Origin of the sequence: Arthrobacter sp. SPG23, from assembly GCF_000876655.1 — a bacterium.
GTDB lineage: Bacteria > Actinomycetota > Actinomycetes > Actinomycetales > Micrococcaceae > Arthrobacter.
Window position 1 is genome coordinate 22,265 of sequence record NZ_JYCN01000026.1, and the last position, 18,550, is coordinate 40,814.

Annotated in this window: 19 protein-coding genes; 10 read left to right on the plus strand and 9 right to left on the minus strand. The window is 66.3% G+C overall.

Annotated elements, in window-relative coordinates; genetic code table 11:
• Positions 1 to 13: 13 nt before the first annotated feature.
• Positions 14 to 769 (minus strand): IclR family transcriptional regulator, encoded by a 756-nt coding sequence (locus TV39_RS17340; RefSeq protein ID WP_043484012.1) that lies wholly within the window; start codon positions 767 to 769, stop codon positions 14 to 16.
• Positions 770 to 991: 222 nt separating this feature from the next.
• Here TV39_RS17340 and TV39_RS17345 point away from each other — a divergent pair, with 222 nt between their 5' ends.
• The 7 genes from TV39_RS17345 (at position 992) to TV39_RS17375 (ending at position 8,809) form a co-directional block, all read left to right on the plus strand.
• Positions 992 to 2,431 (plus strand): NAD-dependent malic enzyme, encoded by a 1,440-nt coding sequence (locus TV39_RS17345; RefSeq protein ID WP_043484015.1) that lies wholly within the window; start codon positions 992 to 994, stop codon positions 2,429 to 2,431.
• A gap of 26 nt (positions 2,432 to 2,457) precedes the next feature.
• Complete coding sequence (aceB, locus tag TV39_RS17350; protein ID WP_043484018.1) at positions 2,458 to 4,056, plus strand: malate synthase A; 1,599 nt, start codon at positions 2,458 to 2,460, stop codon at positions 4,054 to 4,056.
• 3 nt (positions 4,057 to 4,059) lie between these two features.
• Entirely contained in the window at positions 4,060 to 5,334 is a 1,275-nt protein-coding gene (locus TV39_RS17355) for a DUF6986 family protein (RefSeq protein WP_043484020.1), read from the plus strand.
• Positions 5,335 to 5,344: 10 nt separating this feature from the next.
• A complete protein-coding gene (locus TV39_RS17360; protein WP_043484707.1) occupies positions 5,345 to 6,157 on the plus strand; it encodes a bifunctional allantoicase/(S)-ureidoglycine aminohydrolase in 813 nt (270 codons plus the stop codon).
• A gap of 155 nt (positions 6,158 to 6,312) precedes the next feature.
• A complete protein-coding gene (locus tag TV39_RS17365) occupies positions 6,313 to 7,476 on the plus strand; it encodes a serine hydrolase domain-containing protein (protein ID WP_043484023.1) in 1,164 nt (387 codons plus the stop codon).
• Positions 7,477 to 7,549: 73 nt separating this feature from the next.
• The gene (locus TV39_RS17370) at positions 7,550 to 8,491 is read left to right on the plus strand and encodes a CHAD domain-containing protein (RefSeq protein ID WP_052500611.1); all 942 of its coding nucleotides are present in this window, start codon (positions 7,550 to 7,552) and stop codon (positions 8,489 to 8,491) included.
• A 99-nt stretch (positions 8,492 to 8,590) separates the two neighbouring features.
• Positions 8,591 to 8,809: a hypothetical protein gene (locus tag TV39_RS17375; protein WP_043484026.1), complete on the plus strand. Its 219-nt coding sequence runs from the start codon at positions 8,591 to 8,593 to the stop codon at positions 8,807 to 8,809.
• 8 nt (positions 8,810 to 8,817) lie between these two features.
• Here TV39_RS17375 and TV39_RS17380 read toward each other — a convergent pair whose 3' ends face one another.
• From TV39_RS17380 to TV39_RS17395, 4 genes are all read right to left on the minus strand, one after another.
• Positions 8,818 to 9,519: an HAD family hydrolase gene (locus TV39_RS17380; protein ID WP_043484028.1), complete on the minus strand. Its 702-nt coding sequence runs from the start codon at positions 9,517 to 9,519 to the stop codon at positions 8,818 to 8,820.
• A gap of 14 nt (positions 9,520 to 9,533) precedes the next feature.
• Positions 9,534 to 9,845, minus strand: coding sequence for a hypothetical protein (locus TV39_RS17385; RefSeq protein WP_043484029.1), 312 nt, complete (start codon positions 9,843 to 9,845; stop codon positions 9,534 to 9,536).
• Between the two features lie 126 nt (positions 9,846 to 9,971).
• A complete protein-coding gene (locus TV39_RS17390; protein ID WP_200891047.1) occupies positions 9,972 to 10,844 on the minus strand; it encodes a fumarylacetoacetate hydrolase family protein in 873 nt (290 codons plus the stop codon).
• 105 nt (positions 10,845 to 10,949) lie between these two features.
• Positions 10,950 to 12,743: a glycoside hydrolase family 15 protein gene (locus tag TV39_RS17395; protein WP_043484033.1), complete on the minus strand. Its 1,794-nt coding sequence runs from the start codon at positions 12,741 to 12,743 to the stop codon at positions 10,950 to 10,952.
• Positions 12,744 to 12,790: 47 nt separating this feature from the next.
• Between TV39_RS17395 and TV39_RS17400 the strand changes: the two genes are divergently transcribed.
• The 3 genes from TV39_RS17400 to TV39_RS17410 all read left to right on the plus strand — a co-directional run bounded on the left by TV39_RS17400 (position 12,791) and on the right by TV39_RS17410 (position 15,577).
• Positions 12,791 to 13,681, plus strand: a complete 891-nt coding sequence (locus TV39_RS17400; RefSeq protein ID WP_043484035.1) for an aldo/keto reductase — start codon at positions 12,791 to 12,793, stop codon at positions 13,679 to 13,681.
• Between the two features lie 31 nt (positions 13,682 to 13,712).
• Positions 13,713 to 14,444 (plus strand): DUF72 domain-containing protein, encoded by a 732-nt coding sequence (locus tag TV39_RS17405; protein ID WP_043484037.1) that lies wholly within the window; start codon positions 13,713 to 13,715, stop codon positions 14,442 to 14,444.
• A 74-nt stretch (positions 14,445 to 14,518) separates the two neighbouring features.
• On the plus strand, positions 14,519 to 15,577 hold the full coding sequence (locus TV39_RS17410; protein WP_043484038.1) for an App1 family protein: 1,059 nt from the start codon (positions 14,519 to 14,521) through the stop codon (positions 15,575 to 15,577).
• Between the two features lie 64 nt (positions 15,578 to 15,641).
• Here the strand turns inward: TV39_RS17410 and TV39_RS17415 are convergent, their stop codons facing one another.
• The 4 genes from TV39_RS17415 to TV39_RS17430 all read right to left on the minus strand — a co-directional run bounded on the left by TV39_RS17415 (position 15,642) and on the right by TV39_RS17430 (position 18,509).
• On the minus strand, positions 15,642 to 17,141 hold the full coding sequence (locus TV39_RS17415; protein WP_043484039.1) for a GH1 family beta-glucosidase: 1,500 nt from the start codon (positions 17,139 to 17,141) through the stop codon (positions 15,642 to 15,644).
• Positions 17,142 to 17,181: 40 nt separating this feature from the next.
• A complete protein-coding gene (locus TV39_RS17420; RefSeq protein WP_043484041.1) occupies positions 17,182 to 17,571 on the minus strand; it encodes a hypothetical protein in 390 nt (129 codons plus the stop codon).
• 18 nt (positions 17,572 to 17,589) lie between these two features.
• Positions 17,590 to 17,976, minus strand: coding sequence for a J domain-containing protein (locus TV39_RS17425; protein WP_043484043.1), 387 nt, complete (start codon positions 17,974 to 17,976; stop codon positions 17,590 to 17,592).
• 107 nt (positions 17,977 to 18,083) lie between these two features.
• The gene (locus TV39_RS17430; protein WP_043484712.1) at positions 18,084 to 18,509 is read right to left on the minus strand and encodes an Hsp20/alpha crystallin family protein; all 426 of its coding nucleotides are present in this window, start codon (positions 18,507 to 18,509) and stop codon (positions 18,084 to 18,086) included.
• Positions 18,510 to 18,550 lie beyond the last annotated feature (41 nt).

Here is an 18,550-nt window from a genome sequence, read left to right on the forward strand (position 1 = left end):
ACGACGGCGGGGGTCAGTTTTGGTTGAGCTCGTCGGAGATCGCCTGGGCTGCTTCGCGCAGGAGCGGCACCGCACGTTCGGCGAAGGACTGGTCCACGCGCGAGACCGGCCCGGAGACCGAGATGGCCGTGGGCGTCGGCGCGTTCGGGACTGCCATCGCGAAGCAGCGGACGCCGATTTCCTGCTCCTCCTCGTCGATGGAGTAGCCGCGTTCACGGATCAGCTTCAGGTCAAGGAGCAGGGAATCAACGTCGCCGATGCTCTTGGGGGTGGGGGTGGGCATCCCTTGGCGTCCCACAATCCCGCGGACCGTGTCATCGTCCAGCTGGGCCAATATCGCCTTGCCCATGCCGGTCGCGTGCATGTAACCGCGTTTGCCCACCTCGGTGAACATCCGCATGGAGTGCAGGGACGGCACCTGAGCCACGTAGATGACCATGTCGGAGTCCAGGACGCCCATGTTGGCCGTCTCCCCCAGCCGGTCCACGAGGGACTTGAGCTGCGGCCGGGCCAGTGCACCGAGCTGCTTGTTGGCGCCCTCGCCGAGCCGGATGAGCCGCGGACCAAGTGCATACCGCCGGTTGGGCAGCTGGCGGATGTAGCCAAGGGTGACCAGGGTGCGCAGCAGGCGGTGGATGGTGGGAAGAGGCAGATCGGTGGAGGAAGAAAGCTCGCTGAGCGTAACGTCTCCGCCGGCGTCAGTGATCAGTTCCAAAAGTTCGAAGACGCGCTCAACGGACTGCACGCCTCCCGGGGCTTTTTCAGCCATAACCGTGGTCTCCTGCGGTATCGATTCCGACAACTCTTATCCACATCGTGAAAAAAATTGCTTAGAAGACCCAAGATACAGCACGCGCCCTCCCCCGTCGATGCTCGCCAAGGGCTTGTGTTTCCACAAAGTAGATAATAATATCCATAATACGAAAACATCTGATTGAGCAGTACGCCCCGCTGCGCTCAGCGTCCGGGGCCCGACCAGGAGGAACATTCAATGGCGAACCCGAGCCCCGGAAATTCGATCACCCTGCGCGTAGAGGCGCCGTCCAGCTTTACCGCAACGAGCGAACTGGCCGCCGCCGTCGGCGCTGCCGGAGCAGCCATCACCGCCCTGGACGTCACCGAGTCGCACCACGAAACGCTGGTTGTGGACGTCACCTGCAACACCACCGACGACGAACACGCCGCCCGCGTCAAGGACGCCCTGAACGCGCTCGACGGCGTCACGGTCCAGCACGTCTCCGACCGCACCTTCCTGATGCACCTCGGCGGCAAGCTCGAGGTGGTCCCTAAAGTAGCCCTGCGCAACCGGGACGACCTTTCCCGCGCCTACACCCCCGGCGTCGCCCGCGTCTGCCTGGCCATCGCGGAGGACCCGGCGGCGGCCCGCAACCTGACGGTCAAGCGGAACACGATCGCCGTCGTCACCGACGGTTCCGCCGTCCTGGGCCTCGGCAACATCGGCCCGGCCGCAGCGCTTCCGGTAATGGAAGGCAAGGCCGCGCTCTTCAAGCAGTTCGCCAACGTGGACGCCTGGCCGGTCTGCCTGGACACCCAGGACACCGAGGAAATCATCAAGATCGTCAAGGCCCTGGCACCGGTCTACGGCGGCGTAAACCTCGAGGACATCGCCGCACCGCGCTGCTTCGAGATCGAAAACCGGCTCCGCGAGGAACTCGACATTCCTGTCTTCCATGACGACCAGCACGGCACGGCAATCGTCACCCTTGCCGCCCTGGTCAACGCCCTGCGCGTGGTGGGCAAAAAGCTCGCCGACGTCAGGATCGTGGTGTCCGGAGTCGGCGCCGCGGGCTCGGCAATCATCCAGCTCCTCAAGGCCCAGGGCGCGCAGCACATCATCGCCGCCGGCCGCTCCGGCGCCATCCACTCCGGCGAGGAATACAGCGACGAACACCGCAGCTGGATCGCCGCCAACACCAACGAAGAAGGCTTCTCCGGCACGCTGCATGAAGCCCTCGTCGGGGCGGACGTTTTCATCGGCGTCAGCGCCCCGCATGTGATCGGCGAGGAGCAGGTGGCCGCTATGGCCAAGGGTGCAATCGTATTCGCCATGGCCAACCCCACTCCGGAAATCGACCCGGTGGTAGCGTCAAAGCATGCGGCAGTGGTGGCTACGGGGCGCAGCGACTTCCCCAACCAGATCAACAACGTCCTGGCATTCCCCGGGTTCTTCCGCGGGCTGCTGGACGCCGGAGCCTCGGACATCACGCCGGACATGCTCGTTGCTGCAGCTGAGGCCATCGCCAACCGCGTGGCTGACGACGAACTCAATGCCAGCTACATCATCCCCAGCGTGTTCGACCCGCATGTTGCGGCCGATGTGGCCGCCGCCGTCGCAAATGCAGCGAACGCAGCAAGCGCAGCCAAAGCAGCCAACGCAGCGCACGCAAACCTAGAACCCGCCAACGCCTGATTCGCAGCCTAGAAAGGACCCGGACAATGGCTCTCTCAGTCACAGACCCGCAGCCGATTGCACGAGCAGAGGAAATCCTCACCCCGAAGGCACTGGCCTTCGTGGAGGAGCTCCACAAGCGGTTTGCGGGCCGCCGCGCCGAACTCCTCAAAGCCCGCGTGGCCAAGCGCGAGCAGGTGGCCCGGACCGGAAAGCTCGATTTCCTGCCCGAAACCAAGGATGTCCGCGAGGGCGACTGGAAGGTTGCTCCGGCGCCCGCCGCGCTGCAGGACCGCCGCGTGGAAATGACCGGCCCTGCCTCGCCGGCCAAGATGGCCATCAATGCCCTCAACTCCGGCGCCAAGGTGTGGCTGGCCGACCTTGAGGACGCGAGCACGCCCACCTGGGCCAACGTCATTGATGCGATCCTGAACCTCCGGGATGCGGCCACGGGCACCTTGAGCTACACGTCCCCGGAGGGCAAGGAATACCGGCTCCGCACCGACGCACCGCTCGCCGTTGTTGTGGCCCGGCCCCGCGGCTGGCACATGGAGGAACGCCACCTCCTGCTCGACGGCGAACACACCGTGGGTGCGCTGGTGGACTTCGGCCTGCACTTCTTCCACACCGCCAAGCAGCTCCTGCTCAACGGCCAGGGTCCCTACTACTACCTGCCCAAGATGGAGAGCCACCTCGAGGCGCGCCTTTGGAACGACGTGTTCGTCTTCGCGCAGGATTTCCTGGGCATCCCGCAGGGCACCATCAAGGCCACCGTGCTGATCGAGACCATTCCCGCGGCGTTCGAGATGGACGAGATCCTGTACGAGCTCCGCGACCACGCCGCCGGGCTGAACGCCGGACGCTGGGACTACCTGTTCAGCATCATCAAATACTTCCGCGACGCCGGAGCGGACTTCGTGCTGCCGGACCGCGCCACCGTGGCCATGACGGCACCGTTCATGCGCGCCTACACCGAACTGCTGGTCAAGACCTGCCACCACCGCGGCGCCTTTGCCATGGGCGGCATGGCTGCCGTTATCCCCAACCGCCGCGAACCCGAGGTCACCGCCCAGGCGTTCGAGAAGGTCCGCGCGGACAAGACGCGCGAGGCCAATGACGGCTTCGACGGTTCATGGGTGGCACACCCGGACCTGGTGCCGGTGTGCCAGGAAGTGTTCGATTCCGTCCTGGGCGAGCGCCCCAACCAGCTGGACAAGCAGCGCCCGGAGGTCCACGTCACCGCGGACCAGCTGCTGGACATCGCCTCGGCGGACGGCACCGTCACGGAGGCCGGGCTGCGCCTGAACCTCTACGTTGCCGTCGCCTACACGGCAGTGTGGATCTCAGGCAACGGCGCGGTGGCCATCCACAACCTGATGGAGGATGCCGCCACCGCGGAGATCTCCCGGTCGCAAGTCTGGCAGCAGATCCGCAACAGCGTGGTCCTGGCAGATACCGGGAACACTGTCACCCGGGAACTGGTCAGCACCATTCTTGCCGAGGAAACCGAAAAGCTCCGGGGTGAAGTGGGCGAGGAAGCCTTCGCCAAGTACTACAAGCCTGCGAGCGACCTGATCGCGGACATCTGCCTCTCCGAGGACTACACGGACTTCCTGACCACCCCGGCCTACGAACTGGTGGGCTGAGGCATGGCGGTACCCTCCGGATCTCTCAGCGCGGCGGACCTGGCGCAGATCGACGCCCAGCTGGCGGCGACCGACCAGTTGCTGGAACGCAACTACCCGGGCGACGACGGCACCCGCCAGCCGGTGCATACCGTGTATGTACCGGCTGACCGTTTCACGCCGTCGTTCTCCGCCGACTGGGGCGCGCAGGCTCTGGCCGCCGCGGATGCGCACGGCGGCCTGACCCGGCTGGGCCACTTGCTGGGCCAGGACGCCGAACTCGCTGAAGCCGTGGCGGCGCGGGTCCAGGCCAAGCTGGAAAGCGAACCCATCGAGGACCTGCGTTTGGACTTCGAGGACGGTTTCGGTGACAGGGGCGACGACGCCGAGGACGAGGCCGCTGTTGCGGCGGCGTCCGCCGTGGCCGCCGCAGTTGCGGCGGGCACTGCGCCCCCGTTCATCGGCATCCGCTTCAAGTGCTTCGAGGCGGCCACCAGGGCCCGCGGGCTGCGCACCCTGGACCTGTTCGTCTCCGGACTGGCCGCAGCGGGCGAGCTGCCGCAGGGCCTGATCCTTACCCTGCCCAAGGTCACCACCGTGGCGCAGGTCAGGGCCATGGACTTTGCCGTGGCGCGGCTGGAGGAAGCCCATTCGCTGCCCGCCGGCCGGCTGCGGTTCGAGGTGCAGGTGGAGACGCCGCAGCTCATCCTCGGCCCGGAAGGCACCTCGCCGGTGGCGCAGCTTCCACACGCCGTGCCCGGCCGGATCAGCGGCCTGCATTACGGCACCTACGACTACTCCGCCTCGCTGCAGATCTCGGCCGAGTACCAGTCCATGGAGCACCCGGTGGCGGACTTCGCCAAGGAAGTCATGCAGCTGGCGGTGGCCGGAACCGGCATCCGGCTGTCGGACGGCTCCACCAACATCATCCCGGTGGGCGACAACGTAGAGAACGCGTGGCGGCTGCACGGCCGGCTGGTGCGGCGCTCCCTGGAACGCGGCTACTACCAGGGCTGGGACCTGCATCCCGCCCAGCTGCCCAGCCGGTTCGCGGCCACCTACGCGTTCTACCGGCAAGGGCTGCCCGCCGCGGCGGCCCGGCTGCGCAACTACGTGGAACGCACCGAGGGCGGGGTCATGGACGAACCCGCCACCGCCCGCGCGCTGGCTGCATTCGTGCTGCGCGGCGTCCAGTGCGGCGCCGTTGGTGCCGACGACGTCCAGGCGCTTGCCGGCGTCGGAATTCCCCAGCTAACCGGTCTGGCCCACCCACGGCTGGCACACTCCACCTCTAAGTAAGGATCCAATGATGGGCAAGTATTACTACCCCCAGGGCGGCCTGCCGCCGCAGACCCACCTCACCACGGAACGGGCCATCGTCACGGAGGCCTACACGGTCATCCCCAAGGGCGTCATGACCGACATCGTGACCAGCACCCTGCCGGGCTTCTCCAACACCCGCTCCTGGATCCTGGCCCGTCCGATCTCCGGGTTTGCCACCACGTTTTCGCAGCTGATCGTGGAGATCGGCCCGGGCGGCGGCGCTCCCAAGGCCGAGTTTGAGCCCGGCGTCGAAGGCGTTGTGTTCGTCACCAAGGGCAAGGTCAACCTGACCCTCGACGGCGAACTGCACCAGCTTGAGGAAGGCGGCTACGCCTACCTCGCCGCCGGTGCCGCCTGGGGTCTGGAGAACGTCTCGGATGACATCGTCTCTTTCCAATGGATCCGCAAGGCCTACGAGCGGCTTGAGGGGTACGAGGCAAAGTCCTTTGTCACCAGTGATGCCGAGGTGGAACCCACCGCGATGCCGGATACCGACGGCGCCTGGAAGACCACCCGCTTCACGGATTCCAGCGACCTGGCCCACGACATGCAGGTGAACATTGTGACGTTCCAGCCGGGCGGGGTCATCCCGTTCCCGGAGACCCACGTCATGGAGCACGGCCTGTACGTCCTGGAGGGCAAGGCCATGTACCTGCTGAACAACGACTGGGTTGAGGTGGAGGCCGGGGACTTCATGTGGCTGCGCGCCTTCTGCCCGCAGGCCTGCTACGCCGGCGGCCCGGGCCAGTTCCGTTACCTGCTGTACAAGGACATGAACCGCCAGATCCGGCTGACCTAGTCCCGGCTAGTCCCCACCCGACTGACTGGCAGTTAACGTCGCCAAAACGCGGTTTCGCAACGTTAACTGCCAGTCAGCTGGGCGTTAACGGGACTTTGACCGGGTTGCTAGGGCGGCACCGGTAGCTGTTGACGCGTCCGGACCGGCTGAGGAACATGAGTTCCGTGGCTTGGATTCGCACCCTACAGTTCCGGGCCGCGGCCGCGGCAACCGCAGCCGTTTTGGCCGCCGCACTCGGCGGCTGCACTGCGGCCCCGGAGCCGCCTGAGCAGCCCTCGTCGATCGCACGGCTGGCGGAAGCACTGGAGGAGTTCGGCAACGCAATGCTCGACGACGGAGCCCCTGCCGTCGTGATGCAGGCCAAAGTGCGGGGTGAAGAACGGGTGCGCGCCTTCGGTGTCACGAGCCTGGAGAACCGGGAGCCGGTGGAGACCACCGATCAGGTGCCCATTGCCAGCGTGACCGAATCCTTCGTGGCAGTCTCTGTGCTCAAGCTGGTCAGCGAAGGCAGGCTGGGCCTTGAGGATGAGGTTAGCAAGCATCTGCCGGAGTTCGAGGGCATCATGCACCCGCCAGGGCCTGTCACGGTCCGGCAGCTGCTGCAGCACCGATCAGGGATGCCGGACTACACGATGCCGCTCCTCCAGCAGGCCAGCCTGCGCGATGTGCTGGCCACGGGCCGGAGCCACCGCGAATTCCTCGCCCTGGCAGCGACCCAGCCGTGGAAGCGCAGGTTGGCACAGGGTTTTGAGCACTCCGCTTCGAACTACATCGTGCTGGGCATGATCGTGGAACGGCTGCGCGGACGCCCGATCGGCGAGGTGGTGCGCTCTGACATCATTGAGCCGCTGGGCCTGCGATCCACCTCGATGACCGGCTACGGTCCGGCCCCGCCCTCGCTGGTCCATGGCTATGTCACGAGCTTCGGCGAGCGATTGGACGTCAGTTACGCCCCACTCCATGCGGGCGACCCTGCCGGCGGCCTGGTGTCCTCCGTCGGCGACCTGAACGTTTTCTTCGCGGCACTCCTCCAGGGCCGGCTGATCCCCCGGGCCCTGGTCACGGAAATGCAGGACCCGCCGTACGCGCAGTACGGCCTCGGCATCCAGCGCTGGAACGACACCTGCACCAACGACTTCTACTACGGCCAGGCCGGCCAGAACGCCGGGTACGGCGTCATTTCAATGTCCAGCGCTGACGGAACCCGGCAGGCATCGTTCGCCCTGGCCAGTCCGCCAAAGCCCTTCAGCTCCACCGGCAACGGCATCGTGGACGACCTCACCGACGTCGTCGAGGAGGCCCTGAACGCCAGCTGTTAGGTGCGCCGCTTGTCCGCGGAATGGAAGGTCTTGCGGCCCTTCTGGCGGAACCCCGGGCGACGTAAAGTGAAGCATGCCCACCACAGCCGGCGAGGTCCTGACAAACTATCTGGCACAGCAACTTGCCGGGCTGAGGGAGCAGGAACCCCTGGTGCGGCAGGACCTGCCCGACTCAGTTCATCAGATGCGGATGTCCGCCCGCCGCCTGCGGTCGTTACTGGCCACGGGCAAGAAGTTCTTCGACGACGGCGCGGCGGTCTCCGAAGTGCGGGACGAGCTGAAGTGGTTCTCCGGTGTGCTGGGTGCGGCCCGGGATCCCGAAGTGATCCACCAGCGGCTCCGGGACCTCCTGGCCCAGGAACCGGACGCACTGGTCTTCGGGCCCGTAGCCCGGCAGATCGACGAGGAAATGGAGTCCGCCTCAGCCGCTGGCCGCAGAGCCGCACTTGAGGCCCTCGACGGAGACCGCTATGCCCGTCTGGTCGAGCGCCTCCAGGACCTTGTCACGCTGGCACCCCTGACGGGCAAAGCCGCCCGCGAACCACGCAAAGCAATGCTGAAGCTCGTCGCCAAGGACACCGCCAAAGTGCTGCGCAGGGTGCACGAATTGCCGGACACCCCGGGCAGCCCGCCCCACGGCGGCCTGGCCCCCGCCGGCAATGCCCACGACGCGGGCCTGCACGAGGTCCGGAAGGCGGCCAAGCGCCTCCGGTACGCCGCCGAAGCGGCCGAGCCTGTGGCGGGCAAGAAGGCCGCCAAGGCGGCCAAACGGGCCCATGAACTGCAGCAGGTCCTCGGCCTCCACCAGGACAGCGTGGTGGCAAGGACCCTCCTGGCTGACCTGGGCAGCCGGGCTCCGGGCAACGGTGTGGCCAGCGGCGGCGGGTACGGCATTGACGCGAGCAGTTTCACGTACGGCCGCCTCCACGCAAAGGAGGAGGCTCTTGCCGCGAGCGCCGAAGCTTCATTTTGGAAGGCTTGGAAGAAATTCTCCCGCAAACAGGCCGGCGGCTAGGGCCCGGAAGCCGAAACTAAGCACACTGAGTACATCTATTGCGTGCAGGCGCCGGGGATCATAGCGTGGGGAATCCGAGCATCGAGGAAAGGCAACGACATGACGCTGTACCAACCAGAGCCGGTGGAGATTTCGACGCGGATGCGTCCCGGCGAGTGGACAGAATCCAGCCTTGAGGAATTGATCACGTCGTACCGGGCCAAGCTGATGGAAATGGGCGCGGGCCCCACCGATGTGGTCACCGAGGTTGAACGGGATGACGACGGGTCAGTCAGTGTCGCCGTCTCCTGGAACAAGGGCGCCATCGCGGACGCCTAGGGCCCCGTTCACTGGGAGCTTCCGGCGAGCCTGCCAATCGCGCTGTCCCGCAGGTTCGCCAGGAGCTCCCTCGGATTTTGGTAGATTTCCACGGCGCCGGCCTCCAGTAGTTCCGCAGCAGAGGTCCCCCCGCACGTGAGCCCGATAGTGGGAATGCCCAGCCTACCCGCCGCGTAGACATCCCAGACTGCGTCGCCCACGTAAACGACGTCCTCTGCCCGCAGGTCCACGGCGGCCAGGGCCGCAGCCAGGATGTCCGGCGCTGGTTTGCCCCGCTCGGCATCATTGGAACTGGTGGCGGCGTGGATAAAAGAGTCCGCCCGCAATGTGGCGCGAAGTACGTCCAGGTCCCTCTGCCGGGCAGAGGAGGCCAGGGCGACGGCGAAGCCGCTTTCGTAGCACTGGGCCAGCAGGTCCCGCGCCCCGTCAAGCGGACGGAGCGCGGGCCAGAAGGTGGCAAAAACGGCACCATGGGAGGACATGATGGATGCGTCTTCGGATTTGTCGCGGCCTGCCGGCAGGAGTCGGTCCAGCAGCTCCGCTCCGCCCATGCCCACAGAGCGGTGGATGGACGCCATCGGTACATCGAGCCCGGCCTCCCGGAACGCCTGCCACCACGCGAGCGTGTGGAGGTAGCAGGAATCAACCAGGGTCCCGTCGACATCGAAGAGGACCCCGCGCTTGCGGCCGCCGGGACCGTTGGGTGACATAGCCGCCGTTCGCGTCAGTAGTGTGTCCGGGCACGTTTGGCGCCCGTAGCTCCGGTGGGCCTCCCCGACCCCAGAACGCCGATGTTCTTCGGCGCCTTGACGTGCTGCCGTACGGGCGGCTGCTTGAGTGGCTCCGAGTCCTGACTCACGCTAAGGTCCCGGATCAGCCCGGTGCCGGCGATCTCCCGGGCCTTGGCCACACCCGCCGCTGCGGCGCGTTTCGTGGGGAAGGTTACCGAGATGGCCATCAGGTTTCCGCTTCCGTCGATGAGCTTGACGCGGTAGCCGCCGTCCGGCGCATCAACCAGTTCGAAGTATCCAGCCATTGCAATTCCTCCGTTCCGACCCCGACTTGAGGTATTAGTAAGTATACTTACCTCTGCTGGATTCGGAAGTCCCGCCGGATTCCGGGGACGCTGACCGCCGACGGCGCGGAAGCCGGCGGACCGGGGTTAGGCCGCCGTAGCCCGGCGAAGGACCTGGCGCTGGCGGCCCAGTCCCTCGACTTCCAGTTCCAGCACGTCGCCGTCCTGCAGGTACGGGAAGCGCCCCGACAGGGCCACGCCCTCCGGGGTGCCCGTCAGGATCACATCGCCGGGCTCCAGCACCATGAACTGGCTCAGGTGATGCACCACGGCCGGTACGTCAAAGATGAGGTCCGCCGTGGACGAGTCCTGGCGCAGGTCGCCGTTCACCCAGGTCCGCAGCCGCAGGGCTGTGGAATCCAGGTCAGCGGCCGGGACGAACCACGGGCCAAGGGGCGTGGAAGCGGGAAGCGACTTTCCTTTGACCCACTGGCCCGCGGCGCCGGGGAGCTGGTAGTCCCGCTCCGACAGATCGTTGGCCAGCACGTAACCGGCAACATAGTCCGCGGCGTCGTCCACCGACGGCAGGTAGGAGGCGCGCCGTCCGATCACCACGGCCAGCTCCACTTCCCAGTCGTACTTGCGGGACAGCGGCGGGATGGGGGCGTCGTCGAAGGGCCCTGCCACCGTGTTGCTTGGCTTCAGGAACACCACCGGGACCTCCGGTACCGCGGCACCGGACTCGGCGGCATGGCCGGCATAGTTCAGGCCGATCCCCACGACAGTGCCGGGGCGGGCCAGCGGGGCGCCGAAACGGAGGGTGCCGGCGTCGGGGATTTCGGCCAGGTTCCCGGCCTCAAAGGCATCGCGGGCCCGGGCGACGCCACCGGATTCAAGGAACGTACCGTCAATGTCGGCGGCGATGCCGGCCAGTGAATACCATTTCCCGTCGGACTCGGGCCCGCCGGGCTGGACGGCCGGCTGCTCCCTGCCGGGATCTCCAAGACGCGCAAATTTCACCGGTCCACACTCCTTCGTGCCTGCTCCATTAGGTTCAGTGACCATGGAACCACGCAGCGCGCCGCGGTCCCCAGCTGAACCAAATGTGACCGGCAGGGGCCGGGATCAGTGCCCGTGCACTGGGGTGTCGCTGCGCTGCACACTGTCCTCGTGCAGCTCCATGGCACTCATGACCAGCGCGAAGTGGCTGAACGCCTGGGGCGTGTTCCCCAACTGGCGGCCCGCTTCCACGCCCCATTCCTCGCTAAGGAGGCCAACATCGTTGCGCAAGGCCAAAAGCCTTTCGAACAGCTCCTTGGCTTCGTGGCGCCTGCCCACGCCGATGAGTGCTTCCACCAGCCAGAAGGAGCAGGCCAGGAAGACGCCTTCGTCGCCGGGCAGTCCGTCGTCGGCATCCGCAGGACGGTACCGAAGCACAAAGCCATCGTGGGTAAGCTCCCGCTGCACGGCGTCAATGGTGCCCACAACCCTGGGGTCATCGGGCGGCAGGAAACCCACGCGGGGTATCAGCAGCAGGCTCGCGTCCAGCTCAGGCCTGCCATAGGACTGGGTAAAGGTGTTGCGCCCCGCATCGAACCCGTTCGCCATGACGTCTGCGTGGATTGTGTCACGCAGGGCTTCCCAGCGGTCGGCCGGCCCCACCAGGCCGAAGTCCCGCACGCCCTTGACCATCCGGTCCGCCGCCACCCAGGCCATCACTTTTGAGTGGGTGAAGTGCCGCTGCGGGCCGCGCATCTCCCACAGCCCGTTGTCGGGCCGCTGCCAGGCGCCCTCGAGGTGTTCCATGAGGGCAACCTGGACATCCCAGGCTTCATCGCTGTGTTTCAACAGCGAGTGCCGGGTCAGTGCCAGGCAGTCCAGCACCTCGCCCCACACGTCCAGCTGGAGCTGGCCCGCGGCGCCGTTACCGATCCGGACGGGCGTGGATTTTTCGTAGCCTGCCAGCCAAGGCAGCTCCATCTCCGGCAGCCGCCGCTCCCCGTGGATGCCGTACATGATCTGCAGGTCGGCCGGATCCCCGGCCACCGCCCGCAGCAGCCAGTCCCGCCAGGACGCGGCTTCCTCGGTGTAGCCGGCGGCAAGCAGCGCCTGCAGGGTCAGCGTGGCATCCCGCAGCCAGCAGTAGCGGTAATCCCAGTTACGCGGTCCGCCCAGCTGCTCCGGCAGCGAAGTGGTCACCGCCGCCACAATGCCTCCGGTCGGAGCATACGTCAACGCCTTCAAGGTGATCAGCGAGCGCTCGATGGCCTCACGATAGGGGCCGGTGATCTTGCATTTGGCAGACCATTCCCGCCAAAACAACTCCGTTGACTCCAGGACCGCCTCAGGTTCGACGGACCGGGGGCGGTGCAGGTGGCTCGGCGACCAGGTCAACACGAAAGGCACCCTCTCGCCCGCCCGCACGGTGAAGTCGCTGATGGTCTGCATGCGTTCGCCGCGCAGCGGGGCGTCCGTGACCAGGTAGGCGGCATCAGGACCGGCGATGGCGTGGATGCCGTGTTCATCGTGCCGGACCCAGGGCACGATGTGTCCGTAATCGAACCTGAGCGCGAGTTCGCCGCGCATCCGGACGGATCCGCGGACGCCCACCACTATCCGTACGATGTCCGCAACGCTGTCGCGCGGGGGCATGAAGTCGATGACCTTCACCTTGCCGGTGGACGTTTCCCATTCCGTTTCCAGGATGAGGGTCCCCTTGCGGTAGTGCCGCCGCGTGCACTCCCGTGCATCGGCCGGCGCCAACAGCCACCGCCCTGCTTTCGGGGTGTCCAGCAGCGCGTTGAAGCAGGCCGGCGAATCAAACCGCGGAAGGCACAGCCAGTCAATGGAACCCTCGGTGCTGATGAGAGCCGCCGTCTGCAGATCGCCCACCAGGGCGTAATCCTCTATGCGTGCCATGGACCTTACAGTGCCACAAGCGGTCCGGGCCGACTACTATCCAAGGCATGCTGCAACGGAACTTTGGAAACTCTTCCCTGAGCGTGTCCGCCCTCGGGTTCGGCGCCGGCCATATTGGCTATGACGACGTCAGCGAGCGCGAGGCCCACGGACTGCTGGACCGGGCACTGGATTTGGGCGTCACCTTCATCGACACAGCACGCGGCTACGGCCTCTCCGAGGAACGGATCGGCTCCTGGCTATCCGACCTTGGTGGACAACGCGACACCGTGGTGTTGTCCACGAAAGTGGGATACGACGTCGACGGCGCGGAGGACTGGAGCGCGGCCGCGGTGACCGGCGGCGTGGACGAGGCCCTCCGGAAGCTGGGAACCGAGGTAATCGACGTCGTCTTCCTGCACTCCTGTCCGCTTTCCGTCCTCCAGGACGGTGAGGCAGTGGAGGCGCTGTTGCGTTGCGTAGAGGCCGGAAAAGTCCGGGTTCCGGGCTATAGCGGGGAGAACGACGCCCTTGCCTGGGCCGCAACCGCCGGCGTGTTCGGCGCCCTGCAGTCCTCCGTGAACCTCGCAGACCAGCGATCCCGGAATGACGTCCTGCCCGCGGCCGGAGGGCAGGGACTGGGAGTGGTGGCCAAGCGGCCCCTGGCCAACGCCCCGTGGCGCCACGACGAACGCCCCGTGGGCGTGTACGGGGAGACCTACTGGGAACGGCTGCGCAGGATGGACGTCGAACCGGAAACCGATGATTGGCAGGGCACCGCGCTGCGGTTCTCAGCCTTCAGCCCGGGGGTGAGCACGGCGATCGTGGGTACGTCCAAGGTGCGCAACCTGGAGGCCGCGGCGGCCGCCGTCGGACGCGGCCCGCTGCCGGAGACCGAGCGCCGGCGCTGGGAAGACGCGTTTGCGCCGCACGCGCAGGACTGGGCCGGCGAAGTCTGAGCCCGGCGGCCGACTGACTTCGAAAGACGCCATGGGGATCCACATCGGAACGTCCGGCTGGAGCTATGACCACTGGGAGAACGTACTCTATCCTCCGGGACTTCCGGCACGCGACCGCCTGCAGCACTACGTTGCGCGTTTTGGCACGGTGGAGCTGAATGCGAGCTTCTACCGCTGGCCGCGGGAATCATCGTTCGCCAGCTGGCGCCGACGCCTTCCCGAAGGCTTCATGATGTCCGTCAAGGCCCCGCGCGGACTGACCCACGCGAAGAAGCTTTACGCCCCCGAGGTCTGGGTGGAACGGATCATCAGGTGCTGGCACGAGCTCGGTGACAAGCGGGCGGTCCTGCTGGTCCAGCTCCCGCCGGGTTTTGCCCGCGACGACGCCCGGCTCGACTACTTCCTCGCGGCCCTGCCGTGGTGGGTGCGCGTGGCGGTTGAATTCCGCCACCCCAGCTGGGACCATCCCGAAGTGTATGCCCTGCTGGAACGCCACGGGGCCGCCTATTGCATCATGAGCGGGGCCAACCTGCCCTGCATCCTGCGGGCCACGGCGCCGTTCGTGTACATCCGCCTGCACGGACCGGACCATGATTACCTCTACGGGGGATCGTATTCCGACGATGACCTTCGGTGGTGGGCTGACCGCATCCGCGAGTGGCAGGGCCAGGGCAAGGACGTGTTCGCCTATTTCAACAACGACGGCGGCGGCAACGCCGTGCGGAACGCCGACACCCTGCGGTGGCTGCTGGGGGACGGCTGATTCCCTTGTTACGATGCGGCGCCTTAGTGGCACAGCACCGTTGGCGATGGGCGCCGTTGTGGCAGAGTGGAGGCATGGAATTGGCGTCGCAGGAATCATCGGTGTCCGGAAATCATGCCTTTCGGGCGGCTCACAAGGTCTCGGACACGGTCAACAGCGCCCGCATCAAGCTGGCCCGGCGCTGGAATTTTGTTCCGCAGACAGTCGCGTACCAGGGGTACGGCTCCACGTCGTGGGTGCGGGTCCTTGGCCGGGTGGTTCTGACCACCAAGCCGAAGCCGGGCAGCCGCGCCGAACACGCCGCGAAGAACGGCAACCAGAACATCCGCGGCTGGCGGGCCTTCACCAGCGTGCCGCTGCAGTTCACAGAGGTGGACATCGAAATCGAAGGCGTGACCACGCGCGTCAAGGCGGACCGCGGCGGCCTTGTGGACACCGTGGTGGACGTGGCCCTCTCCCCCGGCTGGCACACAGCCACCCTCCGGGCTGAAGGAACCGAGGCCGTCCAGGCCAACATCATTGTGATCGGCCCCGACACGAAGTTCGGCATCGTGTCCGACATCGACGACACTGTCATGGTCACGGCGCTGCCCAGGCCTTTCCTGGCCTTGTGGAACACCTTCGTGCTGAGTGAGCGCGCACGGATGGCCACGCCGGGCATGCCGGTCCTCATGGACCGGCTGGTGGTGGAACACCCCGACGCGCCGGTGATCTACCTGTCCACCGGACCGTGGAATGCCGCGCCCACCCTGGCAAGGTTCCTGACCCGCAACATGTACCCGGCCGGTCCCCTCCTGCTGACGGACTGGGGGCTGACCCAGGACCGCTGGTTCCGCAGCGGCCAGGAGCACAAGAACGGAAACCTCGAGCGTCTGGCCAAGGAATTCCCGGATATGCGGTGGCTGCTGATCGGCGACAACGGCCAGCACGACGAGCAGATCTATTCAAGGTTCGCCCGGGACCACGGCGACCGCGTAGCCGCCATTGCCATCCGCCAGCTGTCGGTTGGCGAGTCCGTGCTGGCCGGCGGCCACTCGGAGAACGGTGACCACACCGGCTCCACCGTCCCGTGGATCTACTCCCCCGACGGCGCCGGCATCACCAGGGGCCTCGCAGACCTCAAAATCGTCTGATCCGGGACACCTGCCGGCCGGTACGCTTGCCGGCCGGCCTCCCCTGCTGTGCCAGCCTGAGGGCTCAGGCCACGGGCTCCGGTTCCCCGGCGGCACTCTCGCCCACCGCCTTGGCGGCAGCCTCCTTGCGGGCTTCCTGCAGTTCCTGGAGCCAGTAGTAGGACGCCTTGGGCGTTCTGGCCATTGTCTCGAAGTCAACATGCAGGAGTCCGAAAGGCTGCTTGTAGCCCGCGGACCACTCGAAGTTGTCCAGCAGTGACCATACGTAGTACCCGCGGAGATCGATCGATTCCGCGGCCCCGCCGGGGCTGGTGGCCTCCACTGCGTTGGAGATGTGGTCGGCAAGATAGCGCAGGCGGCGTTCGTCCGGAATGATGATCCGGTCCCCGGCCCTGTCCCGCACCACCAGATCCTCAAAGCTCGCTCCGCCTTCGGTGATGAAGACGGGCGGCAGCTCCGGGTAGCGTTCGGCCATCTCCGCGAGGGCAACGGGCATGTAGTCGGGCCTGATCGGCCAGCCGTACGCCGTGGTCTCCGCGTTCGGGAACTCGGTGATGTGGAAGGGCGCGCCGGGAGCACTGCCGCTGAGGTCGTCCCCCATCGCCTCTGCCATGCCGGGGGGAACCGCGCCGTCACCGGGGCCGGCCGCAACCCGCGTCGGCATGTAGTAGTTGAGCCCGTAAAAGTCCAGCGGCTGCGAGATCAGTTTCATGTCCTCGTCGGAGGGGCTGAACGAGCTGAAGAACGTGGCGGCCCGGATAACGTCAGGGTACTTTCCAAGCAGCACGGGATCCGCGAACAGCCTGTTCTGGAAAACGTCCATAAGCGCCGCACTCAGCTTGTCCAGCGGGTTGACCGAGGCCGGGACCATGGGCGAATAGACATTGGTCATGCCGATTTCACCGGGGACATTGGCTGCGCGAAGGGCCTGCATGGCCAGGCCGTGGCCGAGGAGCTGGTGGTGCACTGTGGGCAACGCCTTGAGCAACTGCGATTCGCCCGGAGCATGCAGGCCCAGGGCGTAGCCGTTGGTGGTCACGGTGGCCGGCTCATTGACGGTGACCCAGCGTGCCACGCGGTCGCCGAAGGCCGCTGCGGCAATGGATGCGAACTCGCCCAGCCGGTACGCCGTGTCCCGGTTCATCCAGCCGCCGGATTCGTCGAGCGGCAGCGGGGTGTCCCAGTGGTAAAGCGTCACCATGGGTGAGATACCGCTGGCCAGCAACTGATCCAGCAGGCGGTCGTAGAAGTCCAGGCCCTTCGGGTTGACCGGACCGCTGCCGCCGGGCTGGATACGGGACCAGGACAGTGAGAACCGGTAGGAATCCACCCCCAGTTCCTTCATCAGCGCAACGTCTTCGGGCATGCGGTGGTAGTGGTCACAGGCTGTGACAGGGCTGTGGTCGTCCACTATTGCCCCGGGCCTCTTCGCAAATACATCCCACCCGGACGGTCCGCGGCCATCCTCGTCGAGGGCGCCCTCAATCTGGAAGGCGGCTGTGGCGACACCCATGGTGAATGATGGCGGGATCCTGGCAGCCAGGTCTTTGGCGGAGTAGTTCATCTGCGTGATCCCTTATGTAGTTTCGGGTGGTGGACTGATTTTAGTGCACCGCGGCGTCGGAGCCGAAGAGGAATTCCTTGGCGTGGGCCAGGGCCTTTTTGAAGGCATCATTGCGGAGCGTAATCAGGTGCTCCGTGTCACCCGCGGCCGGTTCAAGGTAGCCCGTGAAGCCCGGGCGAAGCACCCAGATGTCACCGCCCGGGGGAAGATAGAAGACCCCAAAGGACCGGTGCTGGCTGTCATCCGGGGTCCAGATGGGCACCACGGCCAGCGCCGCACCCGTCTCAGGATGGATCCACTGGGCACGCGGGAGCGGCTCCTCATGGGCCTCGGGATCCAGGAACGGGGCTGTACCCACGCCCCACCGCTGCTCGAAGCGTTCATGGAACGCCGGAATCAGATGGGAATCATAACGGCGCCAGGCGCTCATGGACTGCTCCTTCTTTAACTAACCGGTGCCCGGCCAGGGGCCGCGCTCCCAAAGCACTGGTGTGACCCGCAGCAGCGGAGGCTGCGGGGTATGAACCCGGCGTACCGGAACCTCGCGGGGTCCGCCGCGGCCGGGGTGGGGAACTGCGGGGTGGGCAACGGACAGTGCGCGGTCGTATTCAGCTCGCGTTTTCGCATCGCCCAGCACCGCAAAGGCTTCCATAATGCCCAGCAGCCCGTTGGGGTCCGGGCCGGCACCGGCTGAGCTGCCCCCGCCGCTGGACCTGCCCTCGACGTCAGGATGGTGGAGGCGCATCAGCGCCCGGTACGCGCGCGAAATCTCCTGCCTCGTGGCCGTCCTGGCCACGCTGAGCACGCCGTAGTAGTCAGGCAACTGGTTGTTCATGGCCGTCCCACACCGTCCGCTGCGTGGCGGGGCGGCTGCCGGCGCCTACCGGCCGCCGCCCCGCGAACTTCCCTGGCGCTCTTTCGATGGCGCTCTTTCGATGGCGATTAGGTGCTGATCTCGTGCATCTTGTCGTTCTTGGTTTCGATTTCGATCTTGCGCGGCTTTGCCTGTTCGGCAACGGGGATACGGAGAGTCAGGACACCGGCGTCGTAGCTGGCCTTGACGTTGTCCGTGTCCAGGGTGTCGCCGAGGATCAACTGGCGGCTGAAGACACCGCGGGGGCGCTCCGAAACGACCAGTTCCACGTTGGGTTGAGTTTGATCGCGCCGTTCAGCCCGCACAGTCAGCACGTTCCGCTCAATGTTGAGGTCCACGGAGTCGATGTCCACTCCCGGCAGATCGAACGCGACCACGAACTCCCCGTCCTCCTGCCAGGCGTCCATCGGCATGGCCGCGGGCCGTGCCGCGGTTCCAAACACCTGCTGGGTCAGCCTGTCCAGTTCACGGAACGGGTCCGTACGCATCAACATCATTTCCCACTCCTTCAGCATGTGGTTTGTCTTTCGTTGGC

Excerpts from the sequence above, each read along its gene's own strand:
- TV39_RS17410 (WP_043484038.1), top strand. The coding sequence starts at position 14,519 with ATGGAATTGGCGTCGCAGGAATCATCGGTGTCCGGAAATCATGCCTTT.
- TV39_RS17345 (WP_043484015.1), top strand. The coding sequence starts at position 992 with ATGGCGAACCCGAGCCCCGGAAATTCGATCACCCTGCGCGTAGAGGCG.
- TV39_RS17405 (WP_043484037.1), top strand. The coding sequence starts at position 13,713 with ATGGGGATCCACATCGGAACGTCCGGCTGGAGCTATGACCACTGGGAG.
- TV39_RS17420 (WP_043484041.1), bottom strand. The coding sequence starts at position 17,571 with ATGAGCGCCTGGCGCCGTTATGATTCCCATCTGATTCCGGCGTTCCAT.
- TV39_RS17395 (WP_043484033.1), bottom strand. The coding sequence starts at position 12,743 with ATGGCACGCATAGAGGATTACGCCCTGGTGGGCGATCTGCAGACGGCG.
- TV39_RS17370 (WP_052500611.1), top strand. The coding sequence starts at position 7,550 with ATGCCCACCACAGCCGGCGAGGTCCTGACAAACTATCTGGCACAGCAA.
- TV39_RS17360 (WP_043484707.1), top strand. The coding sequence starts at position 5,345 with ATGGGCAAGTATTACTACCCCCAGGGCGGCCTGCCGCCGCAGACCCAC.
- TV39_RS17430 (WP_043484712.1), bottom strand. The coding sequence starts at position 18,509 with ATGTTGATGCGTACGGACCCGTTCCGTGAACTGGACAGGCTGACCCAG.
- TV39_RS17400 (WP_043484035.1), top strand. The coding sequence starts at position 12,791 with ATGCTGCAACGGAACTTTGGAAACTCTTCCCTGAGCGTGTCCGCCCTC.
- TV39_RS17415 (WP_043484039.1), bottom strand. The coding sequence starts at position 17,141 with ATGAACTACTCCGCCAAAGACCTGGCTGCCAGGATCCCGCCATCATTC.
- aceB (WP_043484018.1), top strand. The coding sequence starts at position 2,458 with ATGGCTCTCTCAGTCACAGACCCGCAGCCGATTGCACGAGCAGAGGAA.
- TV39_RS17375 (WP_043484026.1), top strand. The coding sequence starts at position 8,591 with ATGACGCTGTACCAACCAGAGCCGGTGGAGATTTCGACGCGGATGCGT.
- TV39_RS17365 (WP_043484023.1), top strand. The coding sequence starts at position 6,313 with ATGAGTTCCGTGGCTTGGATTCGCACCCTACAGTTCCGGGCCGCGGCC.
- TV39_RS17385 (WP_043484029.1), bottom strand. The coding sequence starts at position 9,845 with ATGGCTGGATACTTCGAACTGGTTGATGCGCCGGACGGCGGCTACCGC.
- TV39_RS17425 (WP_043484043.1), bottom strand. The coding sequence starts at position 17,976 with ATGAACAACCAGTTGCCTGACTACTACGGCGTGCTCAGCGTGGCCAGG.
- TV39_RS17380 (WP_043484028.1), bottom strand. The coding sequence starts at position 9,519 with ATGTCACCCAACGGTCCCGGCGGCCGCAAGCGCGGGGTCCTCTTCGAT.
- TV39_RS17340 (WP_043484012.1), bottom strand. The coding sequence starts at position 769 with ATGGCTGAAAAAGCCCCGGGAGGCGTGCAGTCCGTTGAGCGCGTCTTC.
- TV39_RS17355 (WP_043484020.1), top strand. The coding sequence starts at position 4,060 with ATGGCGGTACCCTCCGGATCTCTCAGCGCGGCGGACCTGGCGCAGATC.